The organism is Pseudomonas sp., assembly GCF_048265905.1.
In the GTDB taxonomy this organism is placed as follows: domain Bacteria; phylum Pseudomonadota; class Gammaproteobacteria; order Pseudomonadales; family Pseudomonadaceae; genus Aquipseudomonas.
The window spans coordinates 1-25,703 of record NZ_JBLXAP010000015.1; the positions used below are offsets into that span (position 1 = coordinate 1).

At 53.4% G+C, this 25,703-nt stretch carries 26 protein-coding genes and 1 tRNA gene; 8 read left to right on the forward strand and 19 right to left on the reverse strand.

What is annotated here, in order from left to right; translation table 11 throughout:
• From ACN0UH_RS16970 to ACN0UH_RS16995, 6 genes are all read right to left on the reverse strand, one after another.
• On the reverse strand, positions 1 to 201 hold a 201-nt coding region (locus ACN0UH_RS16970; protein ID WP_417663165.1), incomplete at its 3' end, for a flagellar hook assembly protein FlgD.
• A gap of 21 nt (positions 202 to 222) precedes the next feature.
• Complete coding sequence (gene flgC / locus ACN0UH_RS16975; RefSeq protein ID WP_087517571.1) at positions 223 to 666, reverse strand: flagellar basal body rod protein FlgC; 444 nt, start codon at positions 664 to 666, stop codon at positions 223 to 225.
• A gap of 14 nt (positions 667 to 680) precedes the next feature.
• The gene (flgB, locus tag ACN0UH_RS16980; RefSeq protein ID WP_417663166.1) at positions 681 to 1,088 is read right to left on the reverse strand and encodes a flagellar basal body rod protein FlgB; all 408 of its coding nucleotides are present in this window, start codon (positions 1,086 to 1,088) and stop codon (positions 681 to 683) included.
• Positions 1,089 to 1,393: 305 nt separating this feature from the next.
• The gene (locus ACN0UH_RS16985) at positions 1,394 to 1,858 is read right to left on the reverse strand and encodes a bacteriohemerythrin (RefSeq protein ID WP_417663167.1); all 465 of its coding nucleotides are present in this window, start codon (positions 1,856 to 1,858) and stop codon (positions 1,394 to 1,396) included.
• A 205-nt stretch (positions 1,859 to 2,063) separates the two neighbouring features.
• A complete protein-coding gene (cheR, locus tag ACN0UH_RS16990; protein ID WP_417663168.1) occupies positions 2,064 to 2,897 on the reverse strand; it encodes a protein-glutamate O-methyltransferase CheR in 834 nt (277 codons plus the stop codon).
• A gap of 142 nt (positions 2,898 to 3,039) precedes the next feature.
• Positions 3,040 to 3,975, reverse strand: a complete 936-nt coding sequence (locus ACN0UH_RS16995) for a chemotaxis protein CheV (RefSeq protein WP_417663169.1) — start codon at positions 3,973 to 3,975, stop codon at positions 3,040 to 3,042.
• Positions 3,976 to 4,047: 72 nt separating this feature from the next.
• On the opposite strand from ACN0UH_RS16995, the gene flgA reads away from it, so the two are divergent.
• From flgA to ACN0UH_RS17015, 4 genes are all read left to right on the forward strand, one after another.
• Positions 4,048 to 4,806 carry a flagellar basal body P-ring formation chaperone FlgA gene (gene flgA / locus ACN0UH_RS17000; protein WP_417663170.1) on the forward strand — a complete coding sequence of 253 codons (759 nt, stop codon included), beginning with the start codon at positions 4,048 to 4,050 and terminating at the stop codon, positions 4,804 to 4,806.
• Between the two features lie 257 nt (positions 4,807 to 5,063).
• Complete coding sequence (gene flgM, locus ACN0UH_RS17005) at positions 5,064 to 5,405, forward strand: flagellar biosynthesis anti-sigma factor FlgM (RefSeq protein ID WP_417663171.1); 342 nt, start codon at positions 5,064 to 5,066, stop codon at positions 5,403 to 5,405.
• Between the two features lie 72 nt (positions 5,406 to 5,477).
• A complete protein-coding gene (locus ACN0UH_RS17010) occupies positions 5,478 to 5,945 on the forward strand; it encodes a flagella synthesis protein FlgN (RefSeq protein WP_417663172.1) in 468 nt (155 codons plus the stop codon).
• A gap of 87 nt (positions 5,946 to 6,032) precedes the next feature.
• The gene (locus tag ACN0UH_RS17015; RefSeq protein WP_417663173.1) at positions 6,033 to 6,782 is read left to right on the forward strand and encodes a flagellar brake protein; all 750 of its coding nucleotides are present in this window, start codon (positions 6,033 to 6,035) and stop codon (positions 6,780 to 6,782) included.
• A 77-nt stretch (positions 6,783 to 6,859) separates the two neighbouring features.
• On the opposite strand, the gene ACN0UH_RS17020 is transcribed toward ACN0UH_RS17015, so the two are convergent.
• The 4 genes from ACN0UH_RS17020 to ACN0UH_RS17035 form a co-directional block, all read right to left on the reverse strand.
• Complete coding sequence (locus tag ACN0UH_RS17020) at positions 6,860 to 7,474, reverse strand: TIGR04282 family arsenosugar biosynthesis glycosyltransferase (protein ID WP_417663174.1); 615 nt, start codon at positions 7,472 to 7,474, stop codon at positions 6,860 to 6,862.
• Positions 7,471 to 8,163, reverse strand: a complete 693-nt coding sequence (locus ACN0UH_RS17025) for a TIGR04283 family arsenosugar biosynthesis glycosyltransferase (protein WP_417663175.1) — start codon at positions 8,161 to 8,163, stop codon at positions 7,471 to 7,473. Before ACN0UH_RS17025 ends, ACN0UH_RS17020 begins: the two co-directional genes overlap by 4 nt.
• Positions 8,160 to 9,710 carry an MFS transporter gene (locus ACN0UH_RS17030; protein WP_417663176.1) on the reverse strand — a complete coding sequence of 517 codons (1,551 nt, stop codon included), beginning with the start codon at positions 9,708 to 9,710 and terminating at the stop codon, positions 8,160 to 8,162. The genes ACN0UH_RS17025 and ACN0UH_RS17030 overlap by 4 nt, the downstream gene beginning before the upstream one ends.
• Positions 9,711 to 10,059: 349 nt before the next feature.
• Positions 10,060 to 11,301 carry a glutamine synthetase family protein gene (locus ACN0UH_RS17035; RefSeq protein ID WP_417663227.1) on the reverse strand — a complete coding sequence of 414 codons (1,242 nt, stop codon included), beginning with the start codon at positions 11,299 to 11,301 and terminating at the stop codon, positions 10,060 to 10,062.
• Positions 11,302 to 11,743: 442 nt separating this feature from the next.
• Here ACN0UH_RS17035 and ACN0UH_RS17040 point away from each other — a divergent pair, with 442 nt between their 5' ends.
• Positions 11,744 to 12,319, forward strand: a complete 576-nt coding sequence (locus tag ACN0UH_RS17040) for a phage infection protein (RefSeq protein WP_417663177.1) — start codon at positions 11,744 to 11,746, stop codon at positions 12,317 to 12,319.
• Positions 12,320 to 12,390: 71 nt separating this feature from the next.
• Here ACN0UH_RS17040 and ACN0UH_RS17045 read toward each other — a convergent pair whose 3' ends face one another.
• On the reverse strand, positions 12,391 to 13,056 hold the full coding sequence (locus ACN0UH_RS17045) for a YceH family protein (RefSeq protein ID WP_417663178.1): 666 nt from the start codon (positions 13,054 to 13,056) through the stop codon (positions 12,391 to 12,393).
• 315 nt (positions 13,057 to 13,371) lie between these two features.
• On the opposite strand from ACN0UH_RS17045, the gene sstT reads away from it, so the two are divergent.
• Positions 13,372 to 14,598, forward strand: a complete 1,227-nt coding sequence (sstT, locus tag ACN0UH_RS17050) for a serine/threonine transporter SstT (RefSeq protein WP_417663179.1) — start codon at positions 13,372 to 13,374, stop codon at positions 14,596 to 14,598.
• 52 nt (positions 14,599 to 14,650) lie between these two features.
• Here sstT and ACN0UH_RS17055 read toward each other — a convergent pair.
• The 3 genes from ACN0UH_RS17055 to ACN0UH_RS17065 all read right to left on the reverse strand — a co-directional run bounded on the left by ACN0UH_RS17055 (position 14,651) and on the right by ACN0UH_RS17065 (position 19,465).
• Positions 14,651 to 14,725 (reverse strand) — tRNA-Arg (locus ACN0UH_RS17055).
• Positions 14,726 to 14,866: 141 nt separating this feature from the next.
• Positions 14,867 to 15,922 (reverse strand): Glu/Leu/Phe/Val dehydrogenase dimerization domain-containing protein, encoded by a 1,056-nt coding sequence (locus ACN0UH_RS17060; protein ID WP_417663180.1) that lies wholly within the window; start codon positions 15,920 to 15,922, stop codon positions 14,867 to 14,869.
• 75 nt (positions 15,923 to 15,997) lie between these two features.
• Positions 15,998 to 19,465 carry an indolepyruvate ferredoxin oxidoreductase family protein gene (locus tag ACN0UH_RS17065; protein WP_417663181.1) on the reverse strand — a complete coding sequence of 1,156 codons (3,468 nt, stop codon included), beginning with the start codon at positions 19,463 to 19,465 and terminating at the stop codon, positions 15,998 to 16,000.
• 197 nt (positions 19,466 to 19,662) lie between these two features.
• On the opposite strand from ACN0UH_RS17065, the gene ACN0UH_RS17070 reads away from it, so the two are divergent.
• A complete protein-coding gene (locus ACN0UH_RS17070) occupies positions 19,663 to 20,130 on the forward strand; it encodes an Lrp/AsnC family transcriptional regulator (RefSeq protein ID WP_087517588.1) in 468 nt (155 codons plus the stop codon).
• A gap of 7 nt (positions 20,131 to 20,137) precedes the next feature.
• Here the strand turns inward: ACN0UH_RS17070 and phnN are convergent, their stop codons facing one another.
• Positions 20,138 to 20,704 carry a phosphonate metabolism protein/1,5-bisphosphokinase (PRPP-forming) PhnN gene (gene phnN / locus ACN0UH_RS17075; protein ID WP_417663182.1) on the reverse strand — a complete coding sequence of 189 codons (567 nt, stop codon included), beginning with the start codon at positions 20,702 to 20,704 and terminating at the stop codon, positions 20,138 to 20,140.
• A 126-nt stretch (positions 20,705 to 20,830) separates the two neighbouring features.
• Complete coding sequence (gene phnH, locus ACN0UH_RS17080; protein ID WP_417663183.1) at positions 20,831 to 21,475, reverse strand: phosphonate C-P lyase system protein PhnH; 645 nt, start codon at positions 21,473 to 21,475, stop codon at positions 20,831 to 20,833.
• 507 nt (positions 21,476 to 21,982) lie between these two features.
• Between phnH and ACN0UH_RS17085 the strand changes: the two genes are divergently transcribed.
• Positions 21,983 to 22,309 carry an Arc family DNA-binding protein gene (locus ACN0UH_RS17085; protein WP_087517591.1) on the forward strand — a complete coding sequence of 109 codons (327 nt, stop codon included), beginning with the start codon at positions 21,983 to 21,985 and terminating at the stop codon, positions 22,307 to 22,309.
• A 94-nt stretch (positions 22,310 to 22,403) separates the two neighbouring features.
• Here ACN0UH_RS17085 and ACN0UH_RS17090 read toward each other — a convergent pair whose 3' ends face one another.
• The 3 genes from ACN0UH_RS17090 to ACN0UH_RS17100 are packed head-to-tail and all read right to left on the reverse strand — an operon-like array spanning position 22,404 to position 25,613.
• Entirely contained in the window at positions 22,404 to 23,540 is a 1,137-nt protein-coding gene (locus ACN0UH_RS17090) for a sodium ion-translocating decarboxylase subunit beta (RefSeq protein WP_417663184.1), read from the reverse strand.
• A gap of 9 nt (positions 23,541 to 23,549) precedes the next feature.
• Complete coding sequence (gene oadA, locus ACN0UH_RS17095; protein ID WP_417663185.1) at positions 23,550 to 25,334, reverse strand: sodium-extruding oxaloacetate decarboxylase subunit alpha; 1,785 nt, start codon at positions 25,332 to 25,334, stop codon at positions 23,550 to 23,552.
• Positions 25,335 to 25,358: 24 nt separating this feature from the next.
• Positions 25,359 to 25,613, reverse strand: a complete 255-nt coding sequence (locus ACN0UH_RS17100) for an OadG family protein (protein ID WP_417663186.1) — start codon at positions 25,611 to 25,613, stop codon at positions 25,359 to 25,361.
• Between the last annotated feature and the right edge of the window lie 90 nt (positions 25,614 to 25,703).

A 25,703-nucleotide genomic window follows, 5' to 3' on the forward strand; every position in this document is an offset into this window, starting at 1 on the left:
TACCTGACTGAACTGTGCCAATTGCGCGATGAACTCGCCGTTACCTTGCGGCTCCAGTGGATTCTGGTTATTCAATTGGGCAACCAACAGGTTCAAGAACTCGTCTTTACCAAGCTCTTTATCTGTACCGGTACTGGACGATTTAATTTGCAGCTGATCAAGGACCGAACTGCCAACGCCACTGGTGCTATCAACGCTCATTTAGCGTTCCTCATTGATGGCTTACTGACCCAGGGTCAGCACCTTCTGCAACATTTGTTTAGCGGTATTCATCATTTCAACGTTGGTCTGGAAAGCCCGGCTGGCAGAGATCATGTCAGCCATTTCTTCAACCACATTGACGTTGGGGTAGTACACATAACCGCTCTCGTCAGCAGCCGGATGGTTAGGCTCGTAACGTGGCATCAGCGAACTTTGATCCTCAACAATGCCGAGCACCTGAACACCGCTGCCAGCTGCATCTTGCTCAGCAAACAAGGAGCCGCCATCAGAACCTTGGGCTTGATTGAACACGGTGGCGAAAACCGGGTGGCGAGCGCGGTAAGTCTGGTCAATGTTGGAAGACACGGACTCGGCGTTGGCGATGTTGCTGGAGATGGTGTTGAGACGCGTGCTTTGCGCGCTCATGCCGGACCCGGCAATATTGAATACACTGGTTAGTGACATGGCATCAGTCTCCGTTAGTCGCCGCGCAGGGCGCTGACCAGCCCTTTGAATTTGCTATTGAGTAAAGTGAAGCTGGCCTGAAAGTCGACGGCGTTTTGCGCGTAATTCGACTGTTCAAGCTGGGTATCGACTGTGTTCTGATCAAGCGAAGGGCTCATCGGAGTGCGATACTTAAGCTCAGCCTCAGCACTGGCCAGACCTTCAGCACTGATGTGATGTGCATTGGTGCGGTTCAGGCTAAAGGTGCCGCCCTGAGTCTTGGCATTTTGCTCGGCAAGCACTGAGGCGAAATCCAGATCACGCGCTTTGTAGTTAGGCGTGTCCGCGTTAGCCATGTTATTGGCCAACACTTCTGCACGCTGAGCGCGAAAGCCCAGTGCTTGTTGGTGAATGCCGAGTGCGCTTGCGAAGCTGATACTCATGGTTTGTACCTTTGCCGTTTGCCGAAGCAGTTTTCCGTGCAAGCAACAAAGCAAACCCTGTGCCAATATATTTATATGTTTAAATACAATGACTTACGACAAAACCTATTGAATCAAAAGGCTAAAGCGGCAATGGATTTCCGCTTGCGGCAATGCCTCTGCCTATTTATCCGCCCCGCACTTGCCGCTCAAACTGGAGGCAGATAAATGCCTGGCGCTCTCACACCATCATGAAAGGCCAAACAATTATCTGTGGTTAGACGTTGAGCGCAATTGGCTCACAAGAAGATGCTGCGCTGCTGACATTAGCCAAAAAACTTGCGCATTGAACGCGCCAACCAGCCCGCAGGTTGCGTGTCCTGAGTAATTCGGTTCATGTTGTCGATAACCACCTTGGCATAAGCTGCGTCGTCATTGCGGATGTGGTTGAACAGCCAGCGTGACAACAACCCAATCAGCTCAGCGGTTATATCCTCGCCTGCCTTGAAGCGCATGTTGTACTCATTAACCTTGCCAATAAACACCTCATGCACACGCTTGTGCGGACGGGTAAAACTGTAGCCGGACTCTTCCAGCAACGACTCTTCAAAGGCAAAGTGCGAGAGTGTGTAATCGACCAGATCATTAAGTACGGCACCGACTTCGCTGCGGCTATGCCCCTGCTTTTGCGCCAAGATCAGCAAGTTGATCATGTCGACAATCCGTCGATGCTGATTGTCGATAACCTCAATTCCGGTGTTGAGGTCACTCTGCCAAACAAGTAATTCCATTAACCCAGTCCTTAAGCGTTCACTCGAGTAGGTTCGAGCGCCGGGCAACTTTATCGGCAGTAGGTGCGCTAGGGACTGACTTGAGTCAAGCCAGTTACCATTATTCAGGCACCACATGACCCGGGCACCAAGGAACAGGCCGCCTCCAGAATCCTATGCAAACAACAGGCATTGTGCCTGTCGCTTGCAGTGATCCGCCTAAGGCTTATTTGACTTTATAAATGATGCCCGGGCTGCACTGCACCATTTGGTACAGCTCCGGCAGTGCATTGAGCGCCTCGGAAGCACCCAAGAACAAATATCCGCCCGGCTTCAGGGTCGCGTGGATACGCGTGAGAATGTCTTTCTTCACTTCGGCCGAAAAATAGATCAGCACATTGCGACAGAACACGACATCAAACTTTCCCAGGCTGGCATAGCTTTCAAGCAGGTTTAATGGGCGAAATTCGACGCGGCTTTTGATCGGCGCCTTGACCACCCAGCGTCCTGGCGCCTTCGGCTCAAAGTAGCGCTGCAAGCGTTCCTGTGAAAGACCACGGCCGATAGCCAGACTGTCGTACTCACCTGATTTGCAGTTTGCCAGCATCGTCGGCGACAAGTCTGTGGCGACGATTTGCGCACCACCGCGCAACTGCCCGATATTGCTCTTCTCGAACTCATCAATTGTCATCGACAGCGAATAAGGCTCTTGCCCCGACGAACAAGCTGCCGACCAGATACGCAAACGCTGCCCCGCGTTGGCCTTGAGCAATTCAGGCAACACACGCTTTTTCATCACTTCAAAGGGATAGGTATCACGAAACCACAGGGTTTCGTTGGTGGTCATGGCATCGACCACTTGTTCACGCAAACCACTGCGCGGCATGGCTTGCATACGCTGCACCAACTCACCGAGTGTCTTGATACTGTTCTGTTCCATCAACTTATTAAGCCGACTGGAAACCAGATACTGCTTATTAGTGCCTAGCAATATCCCGCAGGCTTTTTCGAGGAAGCTCCGGAACTGTTCGAAATCCAAATTTCCTGACGTCACTCGCATTGCCCCGCAAAATAATAGTGTCGGCCTATGAGACACCCGCCCAATACAAACATTCTAGGCAGCATCTGATGCACCATCACAACTTAAAGACACAGCTAAACCCCTTAGTTATCCAGCCATTTGTCGCATTGGATGCCGCAGCTTACTCGCCGCGATCAACCGCATTGATTCGCTCAACCACTCTTGAGGCTAAATCATCGGGACGGAATTTGGCGAGAAAATCATCCGCACCTACCTTTTTGACCATCGCCTGGTTGAATACACCCGAGAGCGAGGTATGTAACAACAGGTGCAATCCCTCCATCCGCGCATCGCTGCGAATGGCCGTGGTCAATGTATAGCCATCCATTTCTGGCATTTCAATGTCTGAAATGATCATCAGCAACTCATCGGCCGGGCGGCGTCCTTCATCTGCCATCTTGCGCAAATAATCCAGCGCTTCACGCCCGTCATTCAGGGTCGTCACTTCCACACCAATGGTTTGCAAGCAACGTAATACCTGCTTACGCGCCACTGATGAGTCATCAACAATCAGCACATGCTGCTTAACCGCCTTACCATGAGTAGCCGCATCCACCACACCCTCAGATATCGCTTCAGAGGTGGGAGACACTTCAGCCAGAACCTTTTCTACATCGATGATCTCAACCATCTGCTGATCAAGATAGGTCACCGCCGTCAGATAATGATCACGCCCCGTACCCTTTGGCGGCGGCAGGATCTCTTCCCAGTTCATGTTAACAATGCGCTCAACTGCGCTCACCAAAAAACCCTGAGTCTTGGTGTTGTACTCAGTGATGATCACAAAGCTATTTTGCAAATCAGCCAGTGGCTTGCAGCCCGTCGCGAGGGACAAATCAATAATCGGAATGGTCCCGCCGCGGATATTGGCGACCCCACGCACCACAGAACTGGATTTGGGCATTACGGTCAGGCGCGGGCACTGCAGGACCTCTTTGACCTTGAATACGTTAATCCCATACAACTGTTTGCCATCAAGACGAAACAACAGCAGCTCTAAACGGTTTTGTCCGACCAACTGAGTGCGTTGATTCACCGAGTCCATGACACCAACCATGCCCATACTCCTTATTTAAGCGCCCGTAAAACTGAAGTTAGCAGGCGGCACGGGCCTTGCACGCTAATATATATGACCGTAGAAACGACGTTTTATCGACATATGTGGGCAAAAAGCCATCAACTGATTCTGGCTTTATTAATACCTGCAGCCGCCTGCTTCAGCTCAACTGCTGTGGCAACTTCAACCCTGCCTGACCAGCTTATCGGCGCCGCCCACACTTTTCTTGAGGTTACTGTGGTCGACTATTTACAACGAAGCGATATCAGCGGCCGGCATGAGATTGAAATCAACCGCCTTGACCCACGGTTACGACTGCCGCTGTGCGACAGAGATTTGACGACCACTCTAGAAAGTCCAGCAGAACCCATTGGCCGCGTCACGTTAAAGGTTCGCTGCGACGGCTCTTCACCCTGGACTATTTTTGTCCCGGCGCAGGTTCGTCTTTATCGTGAAGTGGTGACGGCAACACGCCCACTCAAGCGTGCCAGCGTAATTAGCGAATTCGACGTAACATTGGCGGAGCGTGATGTCGGGCAGCTTAATCACGGATATCTGACCTCAGTTCAGCAGGCAATCGGCAAAAAGCTGACGCGCCCTGTTCGCCCTGACCAAGAGTTAACCCCGGTCTATGTCGAGCTAGCTGAAGTTATTCGACGTGGCGACCAGGTAGTAATCAGCGCAAAAACCGGCACGATTAATGTGAGAATGCCGGGCGAAGCCCTGTCCGACGGGGCTTTAGGCAGACAAATTAATGTTCGCAACCAGCGCTCACAGCGTATTATCAAGGCGCGGGTAACCGGTCCTGGACAAGTCGAAGTGGCAATGTAGGCATGAATCTTGATTGTGGTCTTGATTGTGTTAGCGAAGACGTTTTCTTAGACTGCGGCATACAGATTAAAAGGTTCAGAACTTATTGCAGCGTTTATGGCTCAAAGAAATGCTCTGAAATAGATCGCCAGCGACGGTTTGGCTGAACATTTTCAGTACTGACTCAGCAATGTAATATTTTTCAGAAAGTCGCTAAAGTTTTATCGCGCACGGCCGACAGACAGGTAAGCGTCCAAACAAATCAGAGGTTTACGATCATGGTCATCGACTTCAATCGACCAGGCAACGCACCTACCCCGGCTAACTCCGGGCGGACCAGCGGTGCCCAGTCAGGTGTTCGCAGCACAGGAGCGGATGAAAAAGCATCCAACCCGGCAAGCGTAACCAATACCCCTGCCGAGTCGAGCAAGAGCGGTGAGTCCGTGCACCTCAGCCAAGAAGCTCAGCAACTGCAGAGCATTGGCGACAAACTTAATGAGCTGCCAACCGTGGATAAAGAACGCGTTGCCCAGATCAAGCAGGCCATTGCTGACGGCACCTATAAAGTGGATGCCCAGCGTACAGCCAGCAAGCTGCTCAATTTCGAGTCCCAGCGCTGAATCTAACGCCTGTTTCATCAGGCTTTAGCTGCCGCACTGGAATGTTGGACGCCTAACTTCCAAGAGCCTACGATGCACGACTCAACCATGCTTCAGCTGTTCAAAGACGATATCGGCATCAGCGAGCAATTGCTTGAACTGATCGACAGCGAGCATCAGGCGTTGGGCGAGCGTGACCTCGACAGCCTGCAGCATATTCTTAATGCCAAGCAACCCCTTCTCAGCCAGCTCGCACAGCACGCCCAGAGCCGCGCGCAACTCCTGCAAGGCTTGCAGCTAAGCGCTGACCTTGAAGGCTTGCAAGCACTTGCCGCGCGCAGCCCACTGGGCACCGAATTGCTCGCCAAAAGCGATTCTCTGGCCCAGTTGCTAGAACTCTGCCAAACCGGCAATCTGCGTAATGGCCGCTTGATTCGCTCGAGCCAGACGTCTACCCGCAGTATGCTCAGCATTCTCAGCGGCAATGAAACACCAAGCCTCTACGACAGCAGCGGCAGCGCATCGCGCGGCGTTAACCAGCGACCTCTGAGCCAAGCTTAATTTCTCCGCACTTTGCGTACCCATAATGTCATTTTGACAGTATGCTAGCGCCATAATAATTAGTTTGGATTTGGAGTAGACAGTACCGTGTCCAACCCATTTGCCGAGGAAGACGGCCCTCAACCTCCTAAAGTGCTGAAAGCACCCATGGAAATCGCAGCCACCCTGCGTCAACTCGAACAGAACCATGATCCGTTGGTCATTAGTTTCCATGAAAGAAACCAACGCTTTCAAAGCTTCTTGATTGAGGTTGATCCAGATAAAGGCCGGCTGATTTTTGACGAATTAGTGCCGAATGATGGTGAGCGCTTCCTGAAAAATGCTGAGCCATTCAGCGTTGAGTCATCCCGTGATGGCGTGCGCGTCGCCTGGAAGTGTGAAGACTCTGCACAAATTAGCGAACACAAGGGTTTGCGCTGCTATTTCTGCGCGACGCCTTCAGAGGTTATCTATCACCAGCGTCGCAGCGCCTTCCGCGCGGAACTCAAGCGCAGTGAACTGGTAGCAATCACGCTCATGGGTGAGCAGTTAGAACAGCCGTTAAGCGGCCACATGCTGGATATCTCGGCAACCGGTTGCAAAATCCGCATTGCGGGCGATGTGAGTCAGCGCCTCAAGCCGGGCATGGTCTATGAAGAGTTGGTGGCTCAATTGCCCTTTGGCGCAATGACTGCACCGATAGAGCTCCGCCATGTGCACTATAACGACAAGCTCGATATCAGCATGCTCGGCGTGCGGTTCTATCAAATGAGTGGGTTGGTGCAACGTCAGGTCGAGCGCTTCGTCTATCAATTGCAGCGTGAAGCCAAACGTCTCGAAAGCGACACCTTCCTCTAACGACTATGCGCACCGTTAACGACTATGCGCACAGCGCGCCTGGGAGAGTCGCTTTCAGAGCAGCGCGCAGAGACGCCTTAACCAACCTGAATACCTAAACCCGCCAAGCGCGGCAGGTCTTCAGGACGGTCAACATCCCAAAGCTCTGGCAACAACGCATAACGCCACTCCATCTCGGCTAAACGCGCTTGCGTGAGACGCAGTACTTCGCCAGTTCCCCAAGGTATGTTGCTGAACAAGCGTGAATCGTTCTGCCGCAACCCCAGCAGCACATAGCCTCCGTCCTCGGCTGGCCCCAGCACTGCTGGCGTATCAACCAAGGCGGCTCGCGCTTGCATCAGGTAATCGGCACTCAGTGCCGGGCAATCATTGCCAATCAACATAACCGCATCGCTTTCAACCAAGCCCAATGCAGTGATACAACGCATGCGCTCACCAAGATCGCCCGCTGGCTGCTCTACGACCGTCCAGCCATGCTGCTCCGCCAGCGCTTGCAGCGCAGTATCGGGACCATCATCGAGCCACAAAAAGCGCTGGGAAAAACCATCACCTAAACTGCTCAATGCGCGCTCGACCAAGCGTCGCTGCAAATCGCAGGCACCTTCAGGCCCAAGCGCCGGGATTAATCTGGTTTTGACCTGACCGGGGCGCGGCGCACGCGCCAACATATGTAAAGAAACAGCTAAGTTCATGACCGTGGCCCTCGGTGATACTGGCGCGCCAATGACTCAGGACTCGCGCCAAAATAATACCCAAGCCGTATGCGCCACATTAATACGACTGTGCGCAAGATGCCATTCTGCTCCCAACGTCGGCTAGATGTCAGTAAAGCCGGTCGCAAACATCTTGGCCGAACAAGTACCTTGAGCCGACGGCAAAGCTCAACGTCCTCCATCAGCGGAATACTGGCGTAACCGTTCAGCGACTCAAAGGTTTTGCGCGCAACAAAAATCCCTTGATCACCTGTAGCAATCGCACTCACTCGCGAGCGAAGGTTAATCATCGAGCCAATTAACCGCAGCAGCATGCCCTTCCCTGACAAACGCACATCAAAGCGCCCCCAAAGGGGCTGCTCCAGCAAAGTATCAAGCAAGCTTTGGATTGATCCTGGGTCAATCCGCGTATCAGCATGGACAAACCACAGGTAATCGCCATGCGCAGCCGCAGCACCTGTGTTCATCTGCAGCGCTCGCCCTGGCTTGCTCGACAGCAGTTGATCGACCAATGGAGCGGCAATTGCGCAAGTCGCATCTTCACTGCCGCCGTCTACCAAGATTATCTCAGCACCTGCCGTGCGCAGCGCAGCTAAGTCACGCAACAGCAAAGGCAAGGTTTGGGCCTCGTTACGAGCCGGAATGATGACGCTAAGCAGCGGCCTCACGCATTACCATCCTTGGACGAGTCAGGCTGTTCAGGATCCTGGCTCGAAGATTCTTGTGTATCACTATCGACCGAAGCGACAACAGTTTCCTCAGTCGAAACCGGCTCCGCTCCATCGGTGTACGCAGCGGTATCCACATCGGCATCCGCTGCCACAGCCGCTGCCGCGACGGCTGAAGCTGTAACCACCGCAGCTGCAATGGTCGCCAGCTCAACCTCCGCAGCACTTGCGCTTGCGTCGGCCTCAGCCTGGGCTGCGCGCAACTCTTCCTCACAGTCAGCATCATGCTCATCGCACATTTGCTCTTGCACATACTGTTCTTCGTTACGCGGATCAAGCGCGGCAACCAGCGGTGAGCTGGCCATACCTTCAGGCATGGCAATGTGATGCAGCGGCGCCTCATCAACCTGATGCACGTGCGTGACCTTGGCTGTACGCACAAAACCAACCAGCACCAAACCACTTAACGCCGTAAACGCATAGAGCATATTGGCGCCGAGAAAGCGCATTAAAAAACCGACCAACATCGGCCCAACCGCCGCTCCCACACCAAATACCACCAACAACATCACCGTCAACGATACCCGGCGCTCGCTCTCAACGTGGTCATTGGCAAAAGCCACGGCCAGAGGATAAAGACTGAACAACATGATGCTTACCGCAAAACCGCACGCAAATAGCAGCTCGACGGGCGCGTCCTGCAACACGGCAAGCGGCAGTGCAGTCACACTCAACAACCCCGCACAGCCTCGAATCAGTTTGACCCGGTCGGCGCGGTCAGATAGCCAACCTAGCGGTACCTGCGCCAGCAAGCCAGCGAGAATGCAACAGCCCATGAACAGACCAACCTGCTCGGTGCTCAAGCCCATACGTGAACCGTACAAAGGACCCAAGCCATAGAAGGAACCGATCAGCAGGCCTGCAACACCGATGGTCAGCAACGACAACGGAACACGTTTGAGGAAAAAACGCATTTCCAACGGTGCAGGATGCAATGGTGCCGGGTGCAACTTGCGAGTCAGTGCAACAGGCACCAGACATAAAGCAAAACACAGGGCCACCATCATCAACAGCTCGAGACTAAGCTCAGGATGCACGACCAGAACAAGCTGACCCAAAATCAAGCCGAGATAAGAAGCGCCCATGTAACCCGCGAACACCTTGCCGCGCTGACTTGGTCCTGCCTGCTCGTTCAACCAGCTCTCGATCACCATGTATTGGCACATCATGCATAAGCCGACGACCAGTCGCAGCACCAACCAAACAGGCAGCAAAGCAGTCATGCCGTGGCCAAGCACCGCAGCCGTGACGATACCGGCACAGGCAACATAGGCTCGAATATGGCCAACCCTGGCAATCAGCCGGTGCCCCAGCTTGCCGCCGAGTACCAAGCCCAGATAGTTCGCGGTCATCAACGCACCCACCCAAAGACCATCAGCGGTCTCAGCAAGGCGCAAGCCTAGATAAGTACTCAGCAAACCCGAACCGAGGAGCATCAACAACGTGGCAAAATACAACGAACTAAATGACTTGAAGATCATCGTCATGAGCAGTGCAACTCTCCTGGAACACCTCGGCGACCCTGATGATCGACGTAATAATCCAAAATAAAATGTCGCCGCTCTTTATTAGGCGACGATCAGGCTAGACCAATGCATACCACCGCATGCAGACGAGACTGCAATGCGTAGCTTCACACGAACTGTTGAGACGCACCAATTAGATGCCAAGTAACGTTAAGTGCCATCGCCTGGCGACGGCCTTACGTTTAGAGAACTCAATGCAACAAATGTTGCACGAGAGGATGAGTCATTATTGTTAAAACTCCAGCATAGGCTGGAGTTTTAAGCACTGCCAATACAACTAGCAGCGCCCAATGCCCTAGTGTATTACGCCTCAGGCATGGGCCGCCAGAACGCGTCGCTCCCAAGGTGTAATTTCATCAAAGAAGCTGGTCAGCTCCATCGACTTGGTGGCGATATAACCTTCAACAAACTCTGCACCAAACAACTCAACAGCCGCCGAGCTGGTACGCAGCTTTTCAATTGCTGCATGCATGGTGCACGGCAAGGTCAACTCTTGCGGCACATCAAAGTCACCTTGAATAGGCTCGCTCGGCTGCAGCTCATGTTCAATCCCGTACAACCCCGCCGCCAAACTGGCAGCCAGAGCCAGGTATGGGTTGGCATCGGCACCCGGCAAACGGTTCTCAACGCGACGCGCAACTGGCGAGCTCGCTGGAATACGCAAACCTGCGGCACGATTATCTTCTGACCAGCACGCATTGTTCGGCGAAGCGTAAGGGTGGCAGAGGCGCTGATAGGAATTGACATGCGGCGCGAACAACAAGGTGAAGTCAGCCAACAATGCTTGCTGACCACCGATAAAGTTGTAGAACGCAGGAGTCGCCTGATCATCTGCTGCGGTAAAAATGTTCTTGCCACTGCCCTGCTCAATCACGCTCTGATGAATGTGCATCGAGCTGCCTGGTGTATGTGCCAGCGGTTTAGCCATGCACACCACAGTCAAACCATGTTTGAGCGCAACTTCTTTGAGCATGTGCTTGAACATAAAGGTCTGATCCGCCAGCAACAGTGGATCACCGTGTAATAGATTAATTTCAAACTGGCTGACGCCCATTTCATGCATAAAGGTGTCGCGCGGCAAGCCCAGCGCTTCCATGCATTTATAGACCTCACTGAAAAACGGTCGCAGGCCGTTGTTTGAGCTCACGCTGAACGCTGAGCAACCATCCTCACGACGCCCATCCAAACCGAGCGGAGGCTTGAATGTCTGCATGGGATCTGTGTTCGGTGCGAAGACGAAAAACTCAAGCTCAGTTGCAACGATTGGCTGCCAGCCCTTCGCGGCATAGCGAGCGATCACTTGCTTGAGCAGGCCCCGCGTCGAAAGACCTGAGCTTTGCCCGTCGAATTCATCCGCATCACATATAGCCAGCGCGCGCGGCGACTCACTCCAAGGCAAGCGGTGTATCTGCGTAGGCTCGGCAATCAGCGCAAGGTCGCTGTCATCGCTGCCGTAAAACTTCGCGTCAGGGTAGCCGCCCATCATGCACTGCAGCAGCACTCCACGCGCCAACTGCAGGCGACGCCCCTCAAGAAAGCCAGCAGCGGTCATCACCTTGCCACGCGGCACGCCATTGAGGTCAGGGGTCACACATTCAATTTCATCAACCCCGTGAAGTAACTCTTGCAGCTCTGGACGGCTCGTACTGCTCATCTTGCATTCCTTGTTATTGGCATTGCCCGTCTGCGACGGCTAGGCGCACAAAATAAGCATCACATGTTCGAAATATCAAGCACTGGAATGCAGCAAACCGTGCATATATTTAGATAGCTTGCTATTACATCTATTAAATTGATTTTATAGATTCAGACTAAATGCCTCATAGGCAGCATCTAAAATAGCCAAAAAAATACTTAATATCCTTATATATCAATAAATTAATACAACTATTAAGCACGTCGATATTTACCATTCACCGAGTCAACTTTTTAATCGATTTTTTGCGGGTAACATTGAATCCATACCCACTTACCGCCCCCGCAAGGAGCCACACATGAAAAAGCAAATTCTCGCCAGCCTGATCCTGGTTACTTTATCCGCTAGCGCTTTCGCCCTTCCTGAAACCGCTCAACAGTCAATCAACATCACCCCGATCGCTGCTGATGGTGCCGACCGTACTGGTGTTAACCGCGTTGCCGAAGATGGTTTCGACCGCACCAACGTTAACCGCGTCGCCGAAGACGGTTTCGACCGCACCAACGTTAACCGCGTCGCCGAAGACGGTTTCGACCGCACCAACGTTAACCGCGTTGCCGAAGATGGCTTTGATCGCACCAACGTTAACCGTGTTGCCGAAGATGGTTTCGACCGCACCAACGTTAACCGCGTCGCCGAAGATGGCTTCGACCGCACTAACGTTAACCGCGTCGCCGAAGATGGTTTCGACCGTACCAACGTTAACCGTGTTGCCGAAGATGGCTTCGACCGCACCAACGTTAACCGCGTCGCCGAAGATGGTTTCGACCGCACCAACGTTAACCGCGTTGCCGAAGACGGCTTTGATCGCACCAACGTTAACCGTGTTGCCGAAGATGGTTCCGACCGCACTGCAATCGGCCGCATCAGCTAACACCACCGCTACACGCTCCAAAACAAAAGGCGCCTATCAAGGCGCCTTTGTATTTTTACCAGTCGAAATATTTAACCTTCCAAACTCTCCAGTCGCTGCTCTAACTCGGCAATTTTTAATTCGAGCGCCTGTAGCCGTCCTTCATATTGGTCTTTCGCCACACTTCTGCTTTCTTGCCCGGCTGCACTCGCCTCTATCGATGCTTGCAAGTGCGTAGCATCACCCAGCAGATGCATATACCTGTCTTCGCGCTGCCCAGCCTGCTTGGGCACATGACATACCAGCTGACGGCCGATTAACCGCTCAAGGTTGTACTGCACCTGTTCGACATCATCAAAAGCGTGCAAACGCATGCTGCGCGTCAGCAGTTCATTGATCGTTTGCGGACCTCGAAGCAGCAACAGCCCTGTCAACGCAAGCTGCGGCGCAACCAACTCAAGGGTTTTGTCTGCACGCTGCTCCCAACGATCCGCCCGGCTGCCCATTACCAAACGCGCCAGTTGTTGCGCCTCCAAGCTGCGCAACGCTTGGCCTACCTCGCCCTGAGTCATATTCATCAGCGGTTCGCGATTGGTTTTCTGGTTACAGGCCAGGACCAATGCGTTCTGGGTCAACGGATAGACTTCGGGGGTTGTCGCTTGCTTCTCAATCAGACATCCCAGCACACGCAGCTCATTGGCGGATAATTGCAGGCCCGCTTGCTCACTGCCTTCAGTCTCAAGCACTTGATCATTCATAGTTACGAATCTCAAACCGGTGATAGCCCAGCCTAACCCGAGGCGGAGCAGGCGACCATAAGGTTCTGTACAAAGCTGACCCTTCATCTGCCAAGGCGGATTAGACGGACACCCTTTTTGCGTCGTTGTGCTAGAGTCCGCCGCTGATTTTTAAGCCTAGACTGCTGATTAACCCAAGCAGTGCCTGGTGAATCGCTGGACGCTGCCGTTCCAAACCTACTGAAACACAACAAAAGCCTCTGAAAGGCCCGTTTCAAGCTATCCGCAAGAGGTTTAGGAGCGCAGCTCACTCGCAGACAATACGAGACGCATGCTATGACTGATGTCCAACAAAACCCTTTGCTACGCCTGCTTAACCGCACCAGTTTGGTTAGCCAAATCATTATTGGCCTGATTGCCGGTATCGCGCTGGCCTTCTTCCTGCCTAGCCTCGCCTTGAAAGCTGCACTACTTGGCAATGTATTTGTTTCGGCCCTGAAAGCCGTCGCGCCAGTGTTGGTATTTATATTGGTCGCGGCATCCATTGCCAATCACCAGCACGGCCAGCAGACGCACATCCGCCCCATTCTGTTGCTTTATCTATTGGGCACTTTTACTGCAGCCATTATTGCTGTGATCGCCAGCTTTGCCTTTCCATCAAGCCTAACGCTGGTGAGTAACAGCGCTGAACTGTCGCCGCCGGGCGGTATCAGTGAAGTACTCACCACACTGCTGATGAATATCGTCGACAACCCGGTCAACGCACTGCTCAACGGCAACTTCATTGGTATTTTGGCGTGGGCAATCGGCCTGGGCTTTGCGTTCCGCCACGCCGCACCTGGTAGCAAGCAAATACTCAGCGACCTCTCGAGCGCGGTAACCGCGATCGTCAAAATGGTGATCCGCCTCGCACCGCTGGGTATCTTCGGCCTAGTCGCAGCAACGCTGGCTGAAACCGGCATGAGCGCCCTGCTCGACTACTTGCACCTGCTGCTGGTATTGGTCGGCTGCATGCTGTTCGTTGCCTTGGTGGTCAACCCGGTCATCGTCTTCTACAAGATTCGCCGCAACCCATACCCGCTGGTCTTCACCTGCCTGCGCGAAAGCGGTATTACTGCGTTTTTCACCCGCAGTTCGGCGGCCAATATTCCTGTAAACCTGCAGCTTTGCCAGCGTCTGGGCCTGCATGAGGAGACTTACTCAGTCTCAATCCCTCTGGGCGCAACCATCAACATGGCGGGCGCAGCCATCACCATTACGGTGCTAACCCTGGCTGCTGTCCATACGCTAGGTATTACGATTGACCTGCCAACAGCTATCCTACTGAGCCTGCTGGCCTCAATCAGTGCCTGTGGCGCCTCTGGGGTTGCCGGTGGTTCGCTGCTGCTGATTCCGTTGGCATGTAGCCTGTTTGGGATTCCGAATGATGTGGCCATGCAAGTTGTGGCTGTTGGCTTCATTATCGGGATTGTGCAGGACTCTGCCGAAACCGCACTTAACTCTTCGACCGATGCACTGTTCACTGCAGCAGCCTGCCTCGGCCACGCGCGCAAAGCTGGCTAAACAGTCGCCGGTGAAATGAAAAAGGCTTACGCAGTGCGTAAGCCTTTTTATTTGGCGTCCCCTACTGGAGTCGAACCAGTATCTAGCCCTTAGGAGGGGCTTGTTCTATCCATTAAACTAAGGAGACAGAGCGGATAAGCAACCCGCAGCATTCGTGCAAGGTTACTCGTAACCGGCCGGCATGTTACCCAGCCTCGATAGATTTGTCATGCATGAGCAGCGTCAGCATGAGCAAATCATCCGCACCAAACCAACCGAGCGGCTCAGTCTACTGACCACCAAAACGCTCTTCAGCCAGTTGATCAGCAACGGCTGTGGTGGTTTTGCCTTCACTTTCGGCACGCTTGAATATCTGCTCAAGCGTCGTACCAATGCCTTCGATATGTGACTTCAGCTCAAGCGCGCTGCCGCCGCTACGTTCAAAATAGATATCAATAATTCCGCCAGCATTAATCGCGTAATCCGGTGCATACAACACACCTTTACCGAGTAACTCTTGCGCTAGCTGTGCATCAGCCAATTGATTATTCGCCGCACCCGCAACTATCGGTGCACGCAATACATCCAAAACTTGCAAATTGATGATGCCGCCCATGGCACAGGGTGCAAAAACATCAACATCCAATCCATAGATGTCACTCTGCGTTACCGCTTTAACGCCCAACTGCTCGACTGCCCGGCGCACATTGGCTTCAACAATATCGCACACCCACACCTGCGCCCCGGCGTCACGCAGATGCTTGGCCAAGCTGAAACCAACTTGACCAACACCCTGAATAGCCACGCGCAAACCATTTAGATCATCCCGCCCCAAGCGGTGCTTGACTGCGACCTTGATCCCGACAAACACACCGTAGGCCGTCGCCGGTGATGGATCACCGCTACGCTGGCCGCCATCAAGGGTTTCGCGCACACCTGCGCCAGCAACATGACGCGTACGTTCGGCCATAATCTGCATTTCTGCAACCCCGGTGCCCGAGTCAGCTGCGGTGATATAACGGCCGCCTAGACTCTCGACAAACTCGCCCATGGCCTGAAACAGCGCAGTGCTTTTACCTGTGTGTGGGTCACCAATGATCACCGCCTTACCACCACCCAGCGGCAAATTCGCCAGCGCTGATTTATAGGTCATGCCGCGTGACAGCCTGAGCACATCACGCAACGCGGCTTGATCATCGACGTAAGGCCACATCCGACATCCGCCTAGCGCCGGCCCCAAGTTACGGTTATGGATCGCAATTATCGCCCGCAAGCCGCTCGCTTTATCATGACCAAACACCACCTGTTGATGGTGATCGAACTCAACATGTGAGAACACTGACATTAACAATCCTCAACTTATAGTTATTGATGGCGAGGGCTAACCGAGCCCTCGCCAGATAGGTGTGACCAGCCCGCGCTAGGCGGCTGGCTCGTAGAGTTTGACTGCGGATATTTCGCGGACCAGCATGCGAGCCTGCAACTCGCTGGCGAGTATTTTGGCCTGCGCAGTCGCGTGCTCCTTGATATGGCCATAGCCACGAATCTGCTCAGGCACCTCCGCCAGAGCCACCGCTGCGTCGTAGTTACCTGCGTGCAGGTTAGTGATGATAAAGGCCACAGTCTGCTGATATTGCTCCAGCAGCTGATGCTCCATTTTGCGTTCGACGCTGTAACCGAATGGGTCCAGAGGCGTGCCACGCAGAAACTTGAATTTAGCCAACACAGCGAATGCCTTGAGCATCCACGGACCAAATTTTCGTTTACGCGGCTCACCGGTTGCTGACGAGCGATCGCTCAACCAAGATGGCGCCAGATAAAACTGCAGTCTGTAATCACCTTCAAACTGCGCTTGCAGTTGCTTGATGAACTCACCATCGCTATACAGCCGCGCCACTTCATATTCGTCTTTGTATGCCAAGAGCTTGAAGTAATAGCGCGCAACCGCTTTGCTTAGGCGCTGCTCGGCATGGCTATCAATTTTCTCTACCTGCTCGACCAGTTTACGATAGCGCTGCGCATACGCAGCGCTTTGGTACTGGGTCAGATAGCCAACCCGAAACTCAACAATCTCCTTCAGGGTTTCACTGCGAGGGGCTTGGCTGATGACTGGTTTGGCCAAGCGCTCAACCGCAGCGATATCATGCGCAGCGCGGCGTCCCCAGAGAAATGCCTGCTGGTTAAGTTCGACCGCAACGCCATTTAGCTCAATGGCCTTGTTGATGGCCTCTGCTGAAACCGGCACAAAACCTTTTTGATAGGCATAACCGAGCATGAATAAATTGGTCGCAATGCTGTCGCCCAACAAGCGAGTTGCCAGGCGAGTTGCATCAACAAAATGCGTTTTATCCGCGCCCACCGCCTCGACCAGCGCTTCGCGCATCTGCGCCCCTGGCACTTGCGCATCAGGATTACGGGTGAATTCAGCCGTTGCCGCTTCATGGCTGTTGATCACGGCATGGGCGATCTGATCATTAAGCTTGGCCAATGCATCTTCGCTGGCTGAAACCACCAGGTCGCAACCCAGCAACAAATCGGCCTCACCAGCCGCAATGCGCACGGCGAAGATATCGTCCTGCTTGGCCGCGACACGAATATGGGTCACTACCGGACCAAACTTCTGCGCCAGCCCCGCCTGATCAAGCACGCTGCAACCTTTACCCTCGATATGCGCAGCCATGCCCAGCAGCGCACCAACGGTTGTTACACCACTGCCGCCAACACCCGGCAGAAGAATATTCCATGGTCGCTGCAAGTCCGGCTGCCGTGGTTCAGGTAATGCTATAAACAGCGCGTTCACACCCACTGCTTCAGGTTTGCGCAAGCTACCGCCATGCACAGTTACAAAGCTTGGGCAGAAACCTTCAACACAGCTGAAATCCTTGTTGCAGGCGTTCTGATCAATCTCACGCTTGCGCCCCAACTCTGTTTCCAGCGGCAACACAGCCAGGCAGTTGGATTTAACACTGCAATCGCCACAGCCCTCACAGACTGCGGGGTTGATAAAGGCACGCTTTTGCGGGTCGACCAGCTTGCCGCGCTTGCGCCGGCGACGTTTTTCAGTGGCACAGGTTTGGTCGTAGATAATCACCGAAACGCCTTTGAATTCACGCAACTCACGCTGAACCGCGTCCAGATCAAGGCGATGGTGAAAGCTGACGATCGGTGCAAAACCATCACGGCTCGGGTATTTATCCGGCTCATCACTGACCAGCGCAATGCGTTTGACGCCTTCGGCAAACACTTGCTGACTGAGTTGGTCGACACGTAACTCACCATCAATCGGCTGGCCGCCGGTCATGGCCACTGCATCGTTGTAGAGGATTTTATAGGTAATGTTGACCCCGGCAGCCACAGCCGCTCGCAGTGCCAACTGACCTGAGTGAAAGTAAGTGCCGTCACCCAGGTTCTGGAAAATATGCGGCGTGTCGGTAAAAGGCGCCTGACCGATCCAGGTTGCACCCTCACCGCCCATCTGAGTGAAGGTATCGGTGTTGCGATCCATCCACTGAGTCATGTAATGGCAACCAATGCCGCCTTGAGCGCGACTGCCTTCCGGCAATTTGGTCGAAGTGTTATGTGGGCAGCCTGAACAAAAATGCGGCGTGCGCACTGTGGTGTGCTTTGGCGCAGCCAGCGAGGCTTCCTTGGCGGCCAAGAATGCCAGGCGAGCCTGAATCTGCTCACTGCTGTAAATCGGTTCAAGACGCTTGGCGATTGCTCGCGCAATCATCGCTGGAGTCAGTTCACTGAGGTTTGGCAGCAGCGATTTACCGCTCTCATCGAATTCGCCAACCACCCGCGGACGCTTGCCCACCGGCCAGTTATAAAGCTGACCGGTCAGTTGATCTTCAATGATGCCGCGCTTTTCTTCGACCACCAGAATTTCATCAAGGCCTTCAGCAAACTGATGCACCGAAACAGGTTCCAGCGGCCAGCTCATCCCAACCTTGAATACGCGCAACCCAACCTGTGCACATAAATCCTCGTCTAGCCCTAAATCCTCAAGCGCTTGGCGAACGTCCAGATAAGATTTTCCCGTGGTGATAATGCCCAAACGCGGGTTGGGTGAGTCGAGTTTCACCTGATTCAGGTTATTGGCCAAGGCAAACGCCCGCGCCGCGTAGATCTTGTAGATATTCAGGCGTTTTTCCTGCACCAGCGGTGGGTCTGGCCAGCGGATATGCACACCGTCTTCCGGCAATTCGAAATCGGTTGGATACTTGACCTCTATGCGCAGCGGATCGACATCAACCACCGCAGATGAGTCAACGTTTTCGGCGATGGTTTTCAGTGCAACCCAGCAACCGCTGTAGCGCGAAAGCTCCCAGCCGATGATTCCATAGTCGAGAATTTCCTGAACATTGGACGGGTTCAATACCGGGATAGAGGCCGCGATAAACGCGTGTTCGCTTTGGTTAGCGATACTCGATGACTTACAGCCGTGATCATCACCTGCCAGCAATAACACGCCGCCATGCTTTGATACGCCTGCGGAATTACCGTGTTTGAATACGTCACCACAGCGATCAACACCGGGACCCTTGCCGTACCACATGGCAAATACGCCGTCGTAGCGCGCACCGGGAAACAGACTGGTTTGCTGACTGCCCCACACCGAGGTAGCTGCCAACTCTTCGTTGACCCCTGGCTGGAAGTGGATGTGATTGTCTTTGAGAAACTGCTTGGCTTCCCACAGGCTTTTATCCAGGTTGCCCAGTGGCGAACCGCGGTAGCCGGAGATAAAGCAGGCGGTATTCAGACCTTGGGCTACGTCGCGCTGCTTTTGCAGCATGGGTAAACGAGTCAAAGCTTGAGTACCAGTCAGGTAAAGATGACCAGTTGCAAGGCGATACTTGTCATCCAGGCGGATTTCGGCCAGAGACATGTGGGCGCTCCTTTTATTATTTTGGCGACCTAGGTGGCATCGGTTATTACCACCTTCATTCATCAGCGCAGGATCACCGCGCTGACATCTGCCTAAGAATATGACTCGTCGGTACTGATTTTTTATTTCTAAATTGGCAGAAAAACGTCAATACTGAGCATGAGCTATCCAATAAAAACAACCAAACTGGATTATTCATGCAAGAAAAATTGAGCCCCATCGATCGCAAGATTTTGCGCTTGCTGCAACACAATGCCGACCTGTCAGCTGCTGAGATCGCAGAAAGGGTTGAGTTGTCACAATCACCCTGCTGGCGGCGGATTCACCGCATGCAGGAAGAAGGCTTGATTGAGCGCAAAGTTGCCCTGCTCAGCCATAAACAATTGGGCTTCAGTACAACAGTGTTTGTCGACATCAAATTGTCAGCGCACGGACGCAACAATCTGGAAGAGTTTGAGAAAGCTATCGTTGGCTACCCGCAAGTACTGGAGTGCCACACCATGGCTGGAGGCTCGGACTATTTGCTTAAAGTCGTGGCCAAGGACATCGCGAGTTACGAGCGCTTCTTACGCGATCATTTGCTACAGCGCCCACATGTACAGGAAGCGCATTCACACATCGCCATGAGCGAGGTCAAGCGCACCACAGAATTGCCCTTGGATTAGCCAACAACTAGGCGCAGGCGCGTTTAGGTCCAATCAGCCTGATCAGGCTGGCAACTGTTTGCTCGAAGTTATCGGAGTTGTCCAGCACAACCAACTGCTCATCACCTGCTGCGGCCTCGTTGGTGAATCGCGCATTGCGTGCTAATCGCTGTTCGATCTCAGACTCACTTTCGCGCCCACGCTTTAGTAGACGCTCACGTAATACAGCGTCATCAACCTTAAGCAATATGGCAAGCATGTCTGGATAACGCACGCGCGCCTCAGGCAAATACGCACGTGAGCCGTTGACTAACACGTTATCGCCAGCGGCCAGCCACGTATTTATTTGTCTGGGAATACCGTATGCCAAGCCATTCGCCTGCCAACTCATAGCGAATGCGCCGACCCATTTCTGCTCATCAAAAGCGGTAGGCGACAGCGATACAGCATCCTCACCAACAGCCTCAGCAGAGCGCGTGATAACTCTGCGTGCAACGCGACATCCCATCTCCGCCAGTTGTTCACGCGCAGCATTCAATAAGCTGTCCTTGCCAGACCCCGAAGGACCAATGAGATAGATCAACCTACCCGCCATCAATACACCTTAATGCTCAAACACGGACTAACAGAGTGAGAATCATAGGCCTTGTCACGCCCAACAAACACCCCTGCGGCGACCGCCTGGACGATTTTTTCACCACGCCGTGCGCATGCTTATGACTCAAGCGCCTAATTCTGTATCGGCCTCGTTAGCGAACACATGAGTACTACGCGGTAAAGCCAGTAACTGTCGACCCGCCGAAAAATATATATCCAGACCCTGGGGAAAACGATTGCGGGCGCTACGTTGTTCCCAGAATGCTTCAGGTAACGGAAGCCGCACACGCCTGACGTCAACCACACCATTGCACTTGACTTGCTTGATACCGGGGCCGCGCCAACGCAGCTCTGGCCCAGCAGATAAATTACCGAGCTGAACGATCAAGGTGCATGCATCACCCGGACAGCCGTCGATTCCATTGTCGAAATCAGCCAGATTATTCAGCTCAGCAACTCCCAGCAATGCAAATCGCGCGGTCTGGCGCAGTTCAACAAACGTACAACCGCAATGCACGGCTAAAGCCGTGCGTAAACCTGACGTGTCCAGACTTGGTCCCAGCCACACCTTCGAGTCCACACCCAACAAGGCCACGCACAAAGCAAATGTCGCCTCATCAAGCGGCGGCTGAACAGTCATCCACTCAGCCCGCTGAATCTGCCCCGGCGAAGCCATCGCCTGCTGTGCAAGTGAGAAGCTGGCCCGGACCTTCAGCACTGGCGAGTCGAGCTCGCGTTTCAGGCACATAACATCGAGTGCTGCACTCATCAGCCTGCCTCCTCTGCATCACATATTCAACACTAGCCAGTTTGACTTGAAGCGCCATACACCGCTGGTCAGTAGCTATCTGCTTTTAGCTGACATGCGCTCGCCAAAAGCCAAAATGATGTCAAAATAGAACTATGCTTCAAAGCAATCACTAAGACTCAAGAACCTAGCTTTCGAACAAAAGTAGCACTCAAAGGTGTCAATGAAGTGACCCTTGGCCGCCAACAAACAATCCACTTTGGTCTTTATTCACAGGCTAAAAACATGGGAGTTGGCTTTTTATGCCGAGCAAAGCTCAAATAAACCATGCTCGGCTGGCAATCGGTTTTAGATTCAATGAAAATACGCCGTATAATTGGCGTCAAAAAGTCACCTAAATTTCCACTGCATCTTAATGATATGGATTGCATTTCTAGCTGAACGGCTAGGCAGAAATATGGTCATAACCGGTGACAATTATGCAGCTCAACGCACGCATCGATCCTCTGACTAACCGGTTTCCAAAGTATGCGACCTATGAAACAAGCTACCTACTCCAGCCGCACAGCTGACAAATTTGTTGTTCGTTTACCTGACGGTATGCGCGAGCGTATTGCTGATGTAGCGCGGAATCACCACCGCAGCATGAACTCGGAAATTATTGCCCGCCTAGAGCAAAGCATGCTTCAGGAAGGCAGTCTGGACGACGAACTCAATGTACGCCTAGACAGCCCTGAGCTGTCGCTTCATGAGCGCGAACTGCTTCAGCGTTTTCGTCAACTCACGCGCAGGCAACAAAATGCTCTTGTGGCACTCATTGCCCACGACGCCGAAATGGCGGCAGAAGAAGCCTAAGCAACACAATTAAAAAACCGGCCTTAGCCGGTTTTTTATTGCCTCAAATAAACTGAACCAGTGCCGCACTAGCAGCGACACTTGCAACGTAAAACTAGCCAACGAAACTGAGCAATACTCCAGCCGCAACGGCTGAACCAATCACTCCCGCAACATTTGGCCCCATGGCGTGCATCAGCAGGAAGTTCTGCGGGTTAGCTTCCAGGCCAACCTTATTTGACACTCGCGCCGCCATCGGCACTGCTGAAACTCCAGCCGAACCAATTAATGGATTAATCTTGTTGCTGCTGAACAGGTTCATTGCTTTAGCCATCAGCACGCCAGCAGCCGTACCGCCGCAAAAAGCCACCATCCCCAATGATAAGATGCCCAGCGTCTTTAGCTGCAGGAAAGACTCGGCTGAAAGCTTGGAACCCACGGTCAATCCCAAGCAAATCGTAACTATGTTGATCAGCGCATTGCGCGAGGTATCAGCCAATCGCTCAACCACGCCGGCTTCGCGCAACAAGTTACCGAAGGCAAACATGCCCACCAGCGGTGCCGCATCTGGCAACAACATGCCAACCAGCAGACACAAGATCAACGGGAAGATAATCTTTTCAGCCTGGCCCACTGGCCGCAGCTGCTTCATTACGATCGAGCGCTCTTCTTTAGTGGTCAGCGCGCGCATGATCGGTGGTTGGATCAACGGCACCAGCGCCATGTAGGAATACGCAGCGACGGCAATCGGCCCCAGTAAATCTGGCGCCAGCTTAGCCGTTACGAAAATAGACGTTGGACCATCCGCCCCACCGATAATCGCAATAGAAGCCGCTTCGCGCAGGGTGAACTCAAGCCCAGGAATCCCCAACGATGCTAAAGCCAGCGCACCAATCAGCGTGGCAAAAATACCGAACTGCGCAGCTGCGCCGAGAAACAGTGTTTTGGGATTCGCCAACATCGGACCAAAATCAGTCATGGCCCCAACACCCATAAAGATCAGTAATGGGAACACGCTAGTAGGCAGGCCCACTTCGTAGAACAGGTGCAGAATGCCATTGCCTTCAGCCATACCCGCAACGGGAATATTGGCTAGCAAGCCGCCAAACCCAATCGGTATCAACAGCAATGGCTCAAAGCCTTTCTTGATAGCCAGATAAATCAACACCAAGCAAATCACGATCATCAGTGCCTGGCCAGGCTCCAGATGATACAAACCGGTGCTCTGCCATAACTTCAGGAGCTTTTCCATAAGTCTCCCCTAGCCGATAGTCAGCAGACTATCGCCCACTGCCACAGCATCACCGACCTTAGTATTGACCGCACCGATGGTGCCCGCCCTGAATGCACGCACTTCGGTTTCCATCTTCATGGCTTCAAGGATGATCACCAACTGCCCTTCCTCAACCACATCACCTGGCTTAACCAGCACCTTAAAGATGTTACCTGCCAGCGGTGCAACTTGAGGCTCGCCACCCGCTACCGGCGCAACGGCCGCAGGGGCAGATGCGCCACTACCGAGCGACTTAAGACCGGTGATATCACCGCCCTCGTTAACTTCAACGACGTAGTCCTGACCTTTGACCGAAACGGTGTACACCGCAGGTTTTCCTGGCTCAGCCTGAACAGCTTCCTGACCACTCGGCGCAGGCTCGAAGGCCGCTGAATTACCGCGATTCTGCAGAAACTTGAGACCAATCTGCGGGAACAGTGCATAAGTCAGAACATCATCGACCGCATCAGCCGCCAGGGTAAAACCCTGTTCTTTGGCAATAGCTGCAAGCTCTGCGCTGAGCTTGTCCATTTCATCGTCGATCAGATCGGCAGGGCGACAGGTAATGGCCTGCGCGCCGTCGAGAACACGCTCTTGCAACTGTTTATTGAATGGCGCAGGCGCTGAACCGTATTCCCCTTTGAGAATACCAGCCGCTTCTTTAGTGATGGACTTATAACGCTCACCAGTCAGGACGTTGATCACCGCCTGAGTACCGACGATTTGTGAGGTAGGCGTAACCAACGGAATAAGCCCGAGGTCCTCACGCACCCGCGGGATCTCTGCCAGCACTTGGTCAAACTTGTCCTGGGCGCCCTGCTCCTTGAGCTGGCCTTCCATGTTCGTGAGCATGCCACCCGGCACTTGAGCGACAAGGATTCGCGAATCTATGCCCTTCAGGCTGCCTTCAAACTTTGCGTACTTTTTCCGCACTTCACGGAAGTACGCAGCAATCTCTTCGAGCAATAGCAAATCGAGCCCGGTATCGCGCTCAGTCCCTTGGAACATCGCCACAACAGACTCAGTCGGCGAGTGACCGTAAGTCATCGACAACGATGAAATAGCGGTGTCGACGTTATCGATTCCTGCCTCAACCGCTTTCAGAATCGCCACACTGGACAAGCCAGCAGTCGCGTGACATTGCATGTGAATCGGAATAGACAGGCTGGCTTTCATCCTCGTCACCAACTCAAACGCGGTATAAGGCGTCAGGATGCCAGCCATATCTTTAATAGCGATGGAGTCGGCACCCATGTCCTCGATCTGCTTGGACAGATCCAGCCACATATCCAGTGTATGCACCGGGCTAGTGGTATAGGAAATCGTGCCCTGCGCGTGCTTACCTTGCTGCTTAACGGCCTTGAGCGCTGTAGCCAGGTTACGCGGATCGTTCATCGCGTCAAATACGCGGAACACATCAACACCATTGACCGCCGCGCGCTCTACGAATTTCTCAACCACATCGTCCGCATAGTGGCGATAACCCAGCAGATTCTGGCCTCGCAGAAGCATCTGCTGACGCGTATTGGGCATTGCTTGCTTCAACTGGCGGATGCGTTCCCAGGGATCTTCACCGAGATAACGAATACATGAGTCAAAGGTTGCACCGCCCCACGACTCAACCGACCAGAAGCCAACCTTATCCAGCTTCGGGGCGATTGGCAGCATGTCCTCAAGGCGCACGCGCGTTGCCAGAATCGATTGATGCGCATCACGCAGCACCACATCGGTAATACCTAGCGCACGCTGATTAGCAGTGTTGGTAACTGTCATTACTAAATCCCTGTCTACTGTAGATCAACCGCGGCGTGCGCGATGCTGATGAATAGCGGCTTGAATAGCTTCCAACACATCGGCCGCAGGTGCCTGCGCAGTGTCAATCACTGCTGTAGATGCACGAACTGGGGTCGGCACTGCCGCTGGTGCAAACCGCTCAAGCAAACGTGACATGATGCGAATTGACAGCACCAGAAGCGTCAGGAAAACAAACACCGATCCCATGCCAAACAGCATGAGTTCGACACCTTCGAGCACAAGATTAGTTGAAGCCATGACCCGTCCTTTTAGCGTCAATTGCTACTATCTGGCCAGCTGTAATGCCAAGCAAAGTTGCCGAACCTTAGCTTGAAACAAGCGTTTGAG

What these genes read in the sequence shown, in the direction of transcription:
- flgC (WP_087517571.1), bottom strand. Translation starts at nt 666, where the DNA reads ATGTCACTAACCAGTGTATTCAATATTGCCGGGTCCGGCATGAGCGCG.
- flgB (WP_417663166.1), bottom strand. Translation starts at nt 1,088, where the DNA reads ATGAGTATCAGCTTCGCAAGCGCACTCGGCATTCACCAACAAGCACTG.
- ACN0UH_RS16985 (WP_417663167.1), bottom strand. Translation starts at nt 1,858, where the DNA reads ATGGAATTACTTGTTTGGCAGAGTGACCTCAACACCGGAATTGAGGTT.
- cheR (WP_417663168.1), bottom strand. Translation starts at nt 2,897, where the DNA reads ATGCGAGTGACGTCAGGAAATTTGGATTTCGAACAGTTCCGGAGCTTC.
- ACN0UH_RS16995 (WP_417663169.1), bottom strand. Translation starts at nt 3,975, where the DNA reads ATGGTTGGTGTCATGGACTCGGTGAATCAACGCACTCAGTTGGTCGGA.
- flgA (WP_417663170.1), top strand. Translation starts at nt 4,048, where the DNA reads ATGACCGTAGAAACGACGTTTTATCGACATATGTGGGCAAAAAGCCAT.
- flgM (WP_417663171.1), top strand. Translation starts at nt 5,064, where the DNA reads ATGGTCATCGACTTCAATCGACCAGGCAACGCACCTACCCCGGCTAAC.
- ACN0UH_RS17010 (WP_417663172.1), top strand. Translation starts at nt 5,478, where the DNA reads ATGCACGACTCAACCATGCTTCAGCTGTTCAAAGACGATATCGGCATC.
- ACN0UH_RS17020 (WP_417663174.1), bottom strand. Translation starts at nt 7,474, where the DNA reads ATGAACTTAGCTGTTTCTTTACATATGTTGGCGCGTGCGCCGCGCCCC.
- ACN0UH_RS17030 (WP_417663176.1), bottom strand. Translation starts at nt 9,710, where the DNA reads ATGACGATGATCTTCAAGTCATTTAGTTCGTTGTATTTTGCCACGTTG.
- ACN0UH_RS17035 (WP_417663227.1), bottom strand. Translation starts at nt 11,301, where the DNA reads ATGACCGCTGCTGGCTTTCTTGAGGGGCGTCGCCTGCAGTTGGCGCGT.
- ACN0UH_RS17040 (WP_417663177.1), top strand. Translation starts at nt 11,744, where the DNA reads ATGAAAAAGCAAATTCTCGCCAGCCTGATCCTGGTTACTTTATCCGCT.
- ACN0UH_RS17045 (WP_417663178.1), bottom strand. Translation starts at nt 13,056, where the DNA reads ATGAATGATCAAGTGCTTGAGACTGAAGGCAGTGAGCAAGCGGGCCTG.
- sstT (WP_417663179.1), top strand. Translation starts at nt 13,372, where the DNA reads ATGACTGATGTCCAACAAAACCCTTTGCTACGCCTGCTTAACCGCACC.
- ACN0UH_RS17060 (WP_417663180.1), bottom strand. Translation starts at nt 15,922, where the DNA reads ATGTCAGTGTTCTCACATGTTGAGTTCGATCACCATCAACAGGTGGTG.
- ACN0UH_RS17065 (WP_417663181.1), bottom strand. Translation starts at nt 19,465, where the DNA reads ATGTCTCTGGCCGAAATCCGCCTGGATGACAAGTATCGCCTTGCAACT.
- ACN0UH_RS17070 (WP_087517588.1), top strand. Translation starts at nt 19,663, where the DNA reads ATGCAAGAAAAATTGAGCCCCATCGATCGCAAGATTTTGCGCTTGCTG.
- phnN (WP_417663182.1), bottom strand. Translation starts at nt 20,704, where the DNA reads ATGGCGGGTAGGTTGATCTATCTCATTGGTCCTTCGGGGTCTGGCAAG.
- phnH (WP_417663183.1), bottom strand. Translation starts at nt 21,475, where the DNA reads ATGAGTGCAGCACTCGATGTTATGTGCCTGAAACGCGAGCTCGACTCG.
- ACN0UH_RS17085 (WP_087517591.1), top strand. Translation starts at nt 21,983, where the DNA reads ATGCGACCTATGAAACAAGCTACCTACTCCAGCCGCACAGCTGACAAA.
- ACN0UH_RS17090 (WP_417663184.1), bottom strand. Translation starts at nt 23,540, where the DNA reads ATGGAAAAGCTCCTGAAGTTATGGCAGAGCACCGGTTTGTATCATCTG.
- oadA (WP_417663185.1), bottom strand. Translation starts at nt 25,334, where the DNA reads ATGACAGTTACCAACACTGCTAATCAGCGTGCGCTAGGTATTACCGAT.
- ACN0UH_RS17100 (WP_417663186.1), bottom strand. Translation starts at nt 25,613, where the DNA reads ATGGCTTCAACTAATCTTGTGCTCGAAGGTGTCGAACTCATGCTGTTT.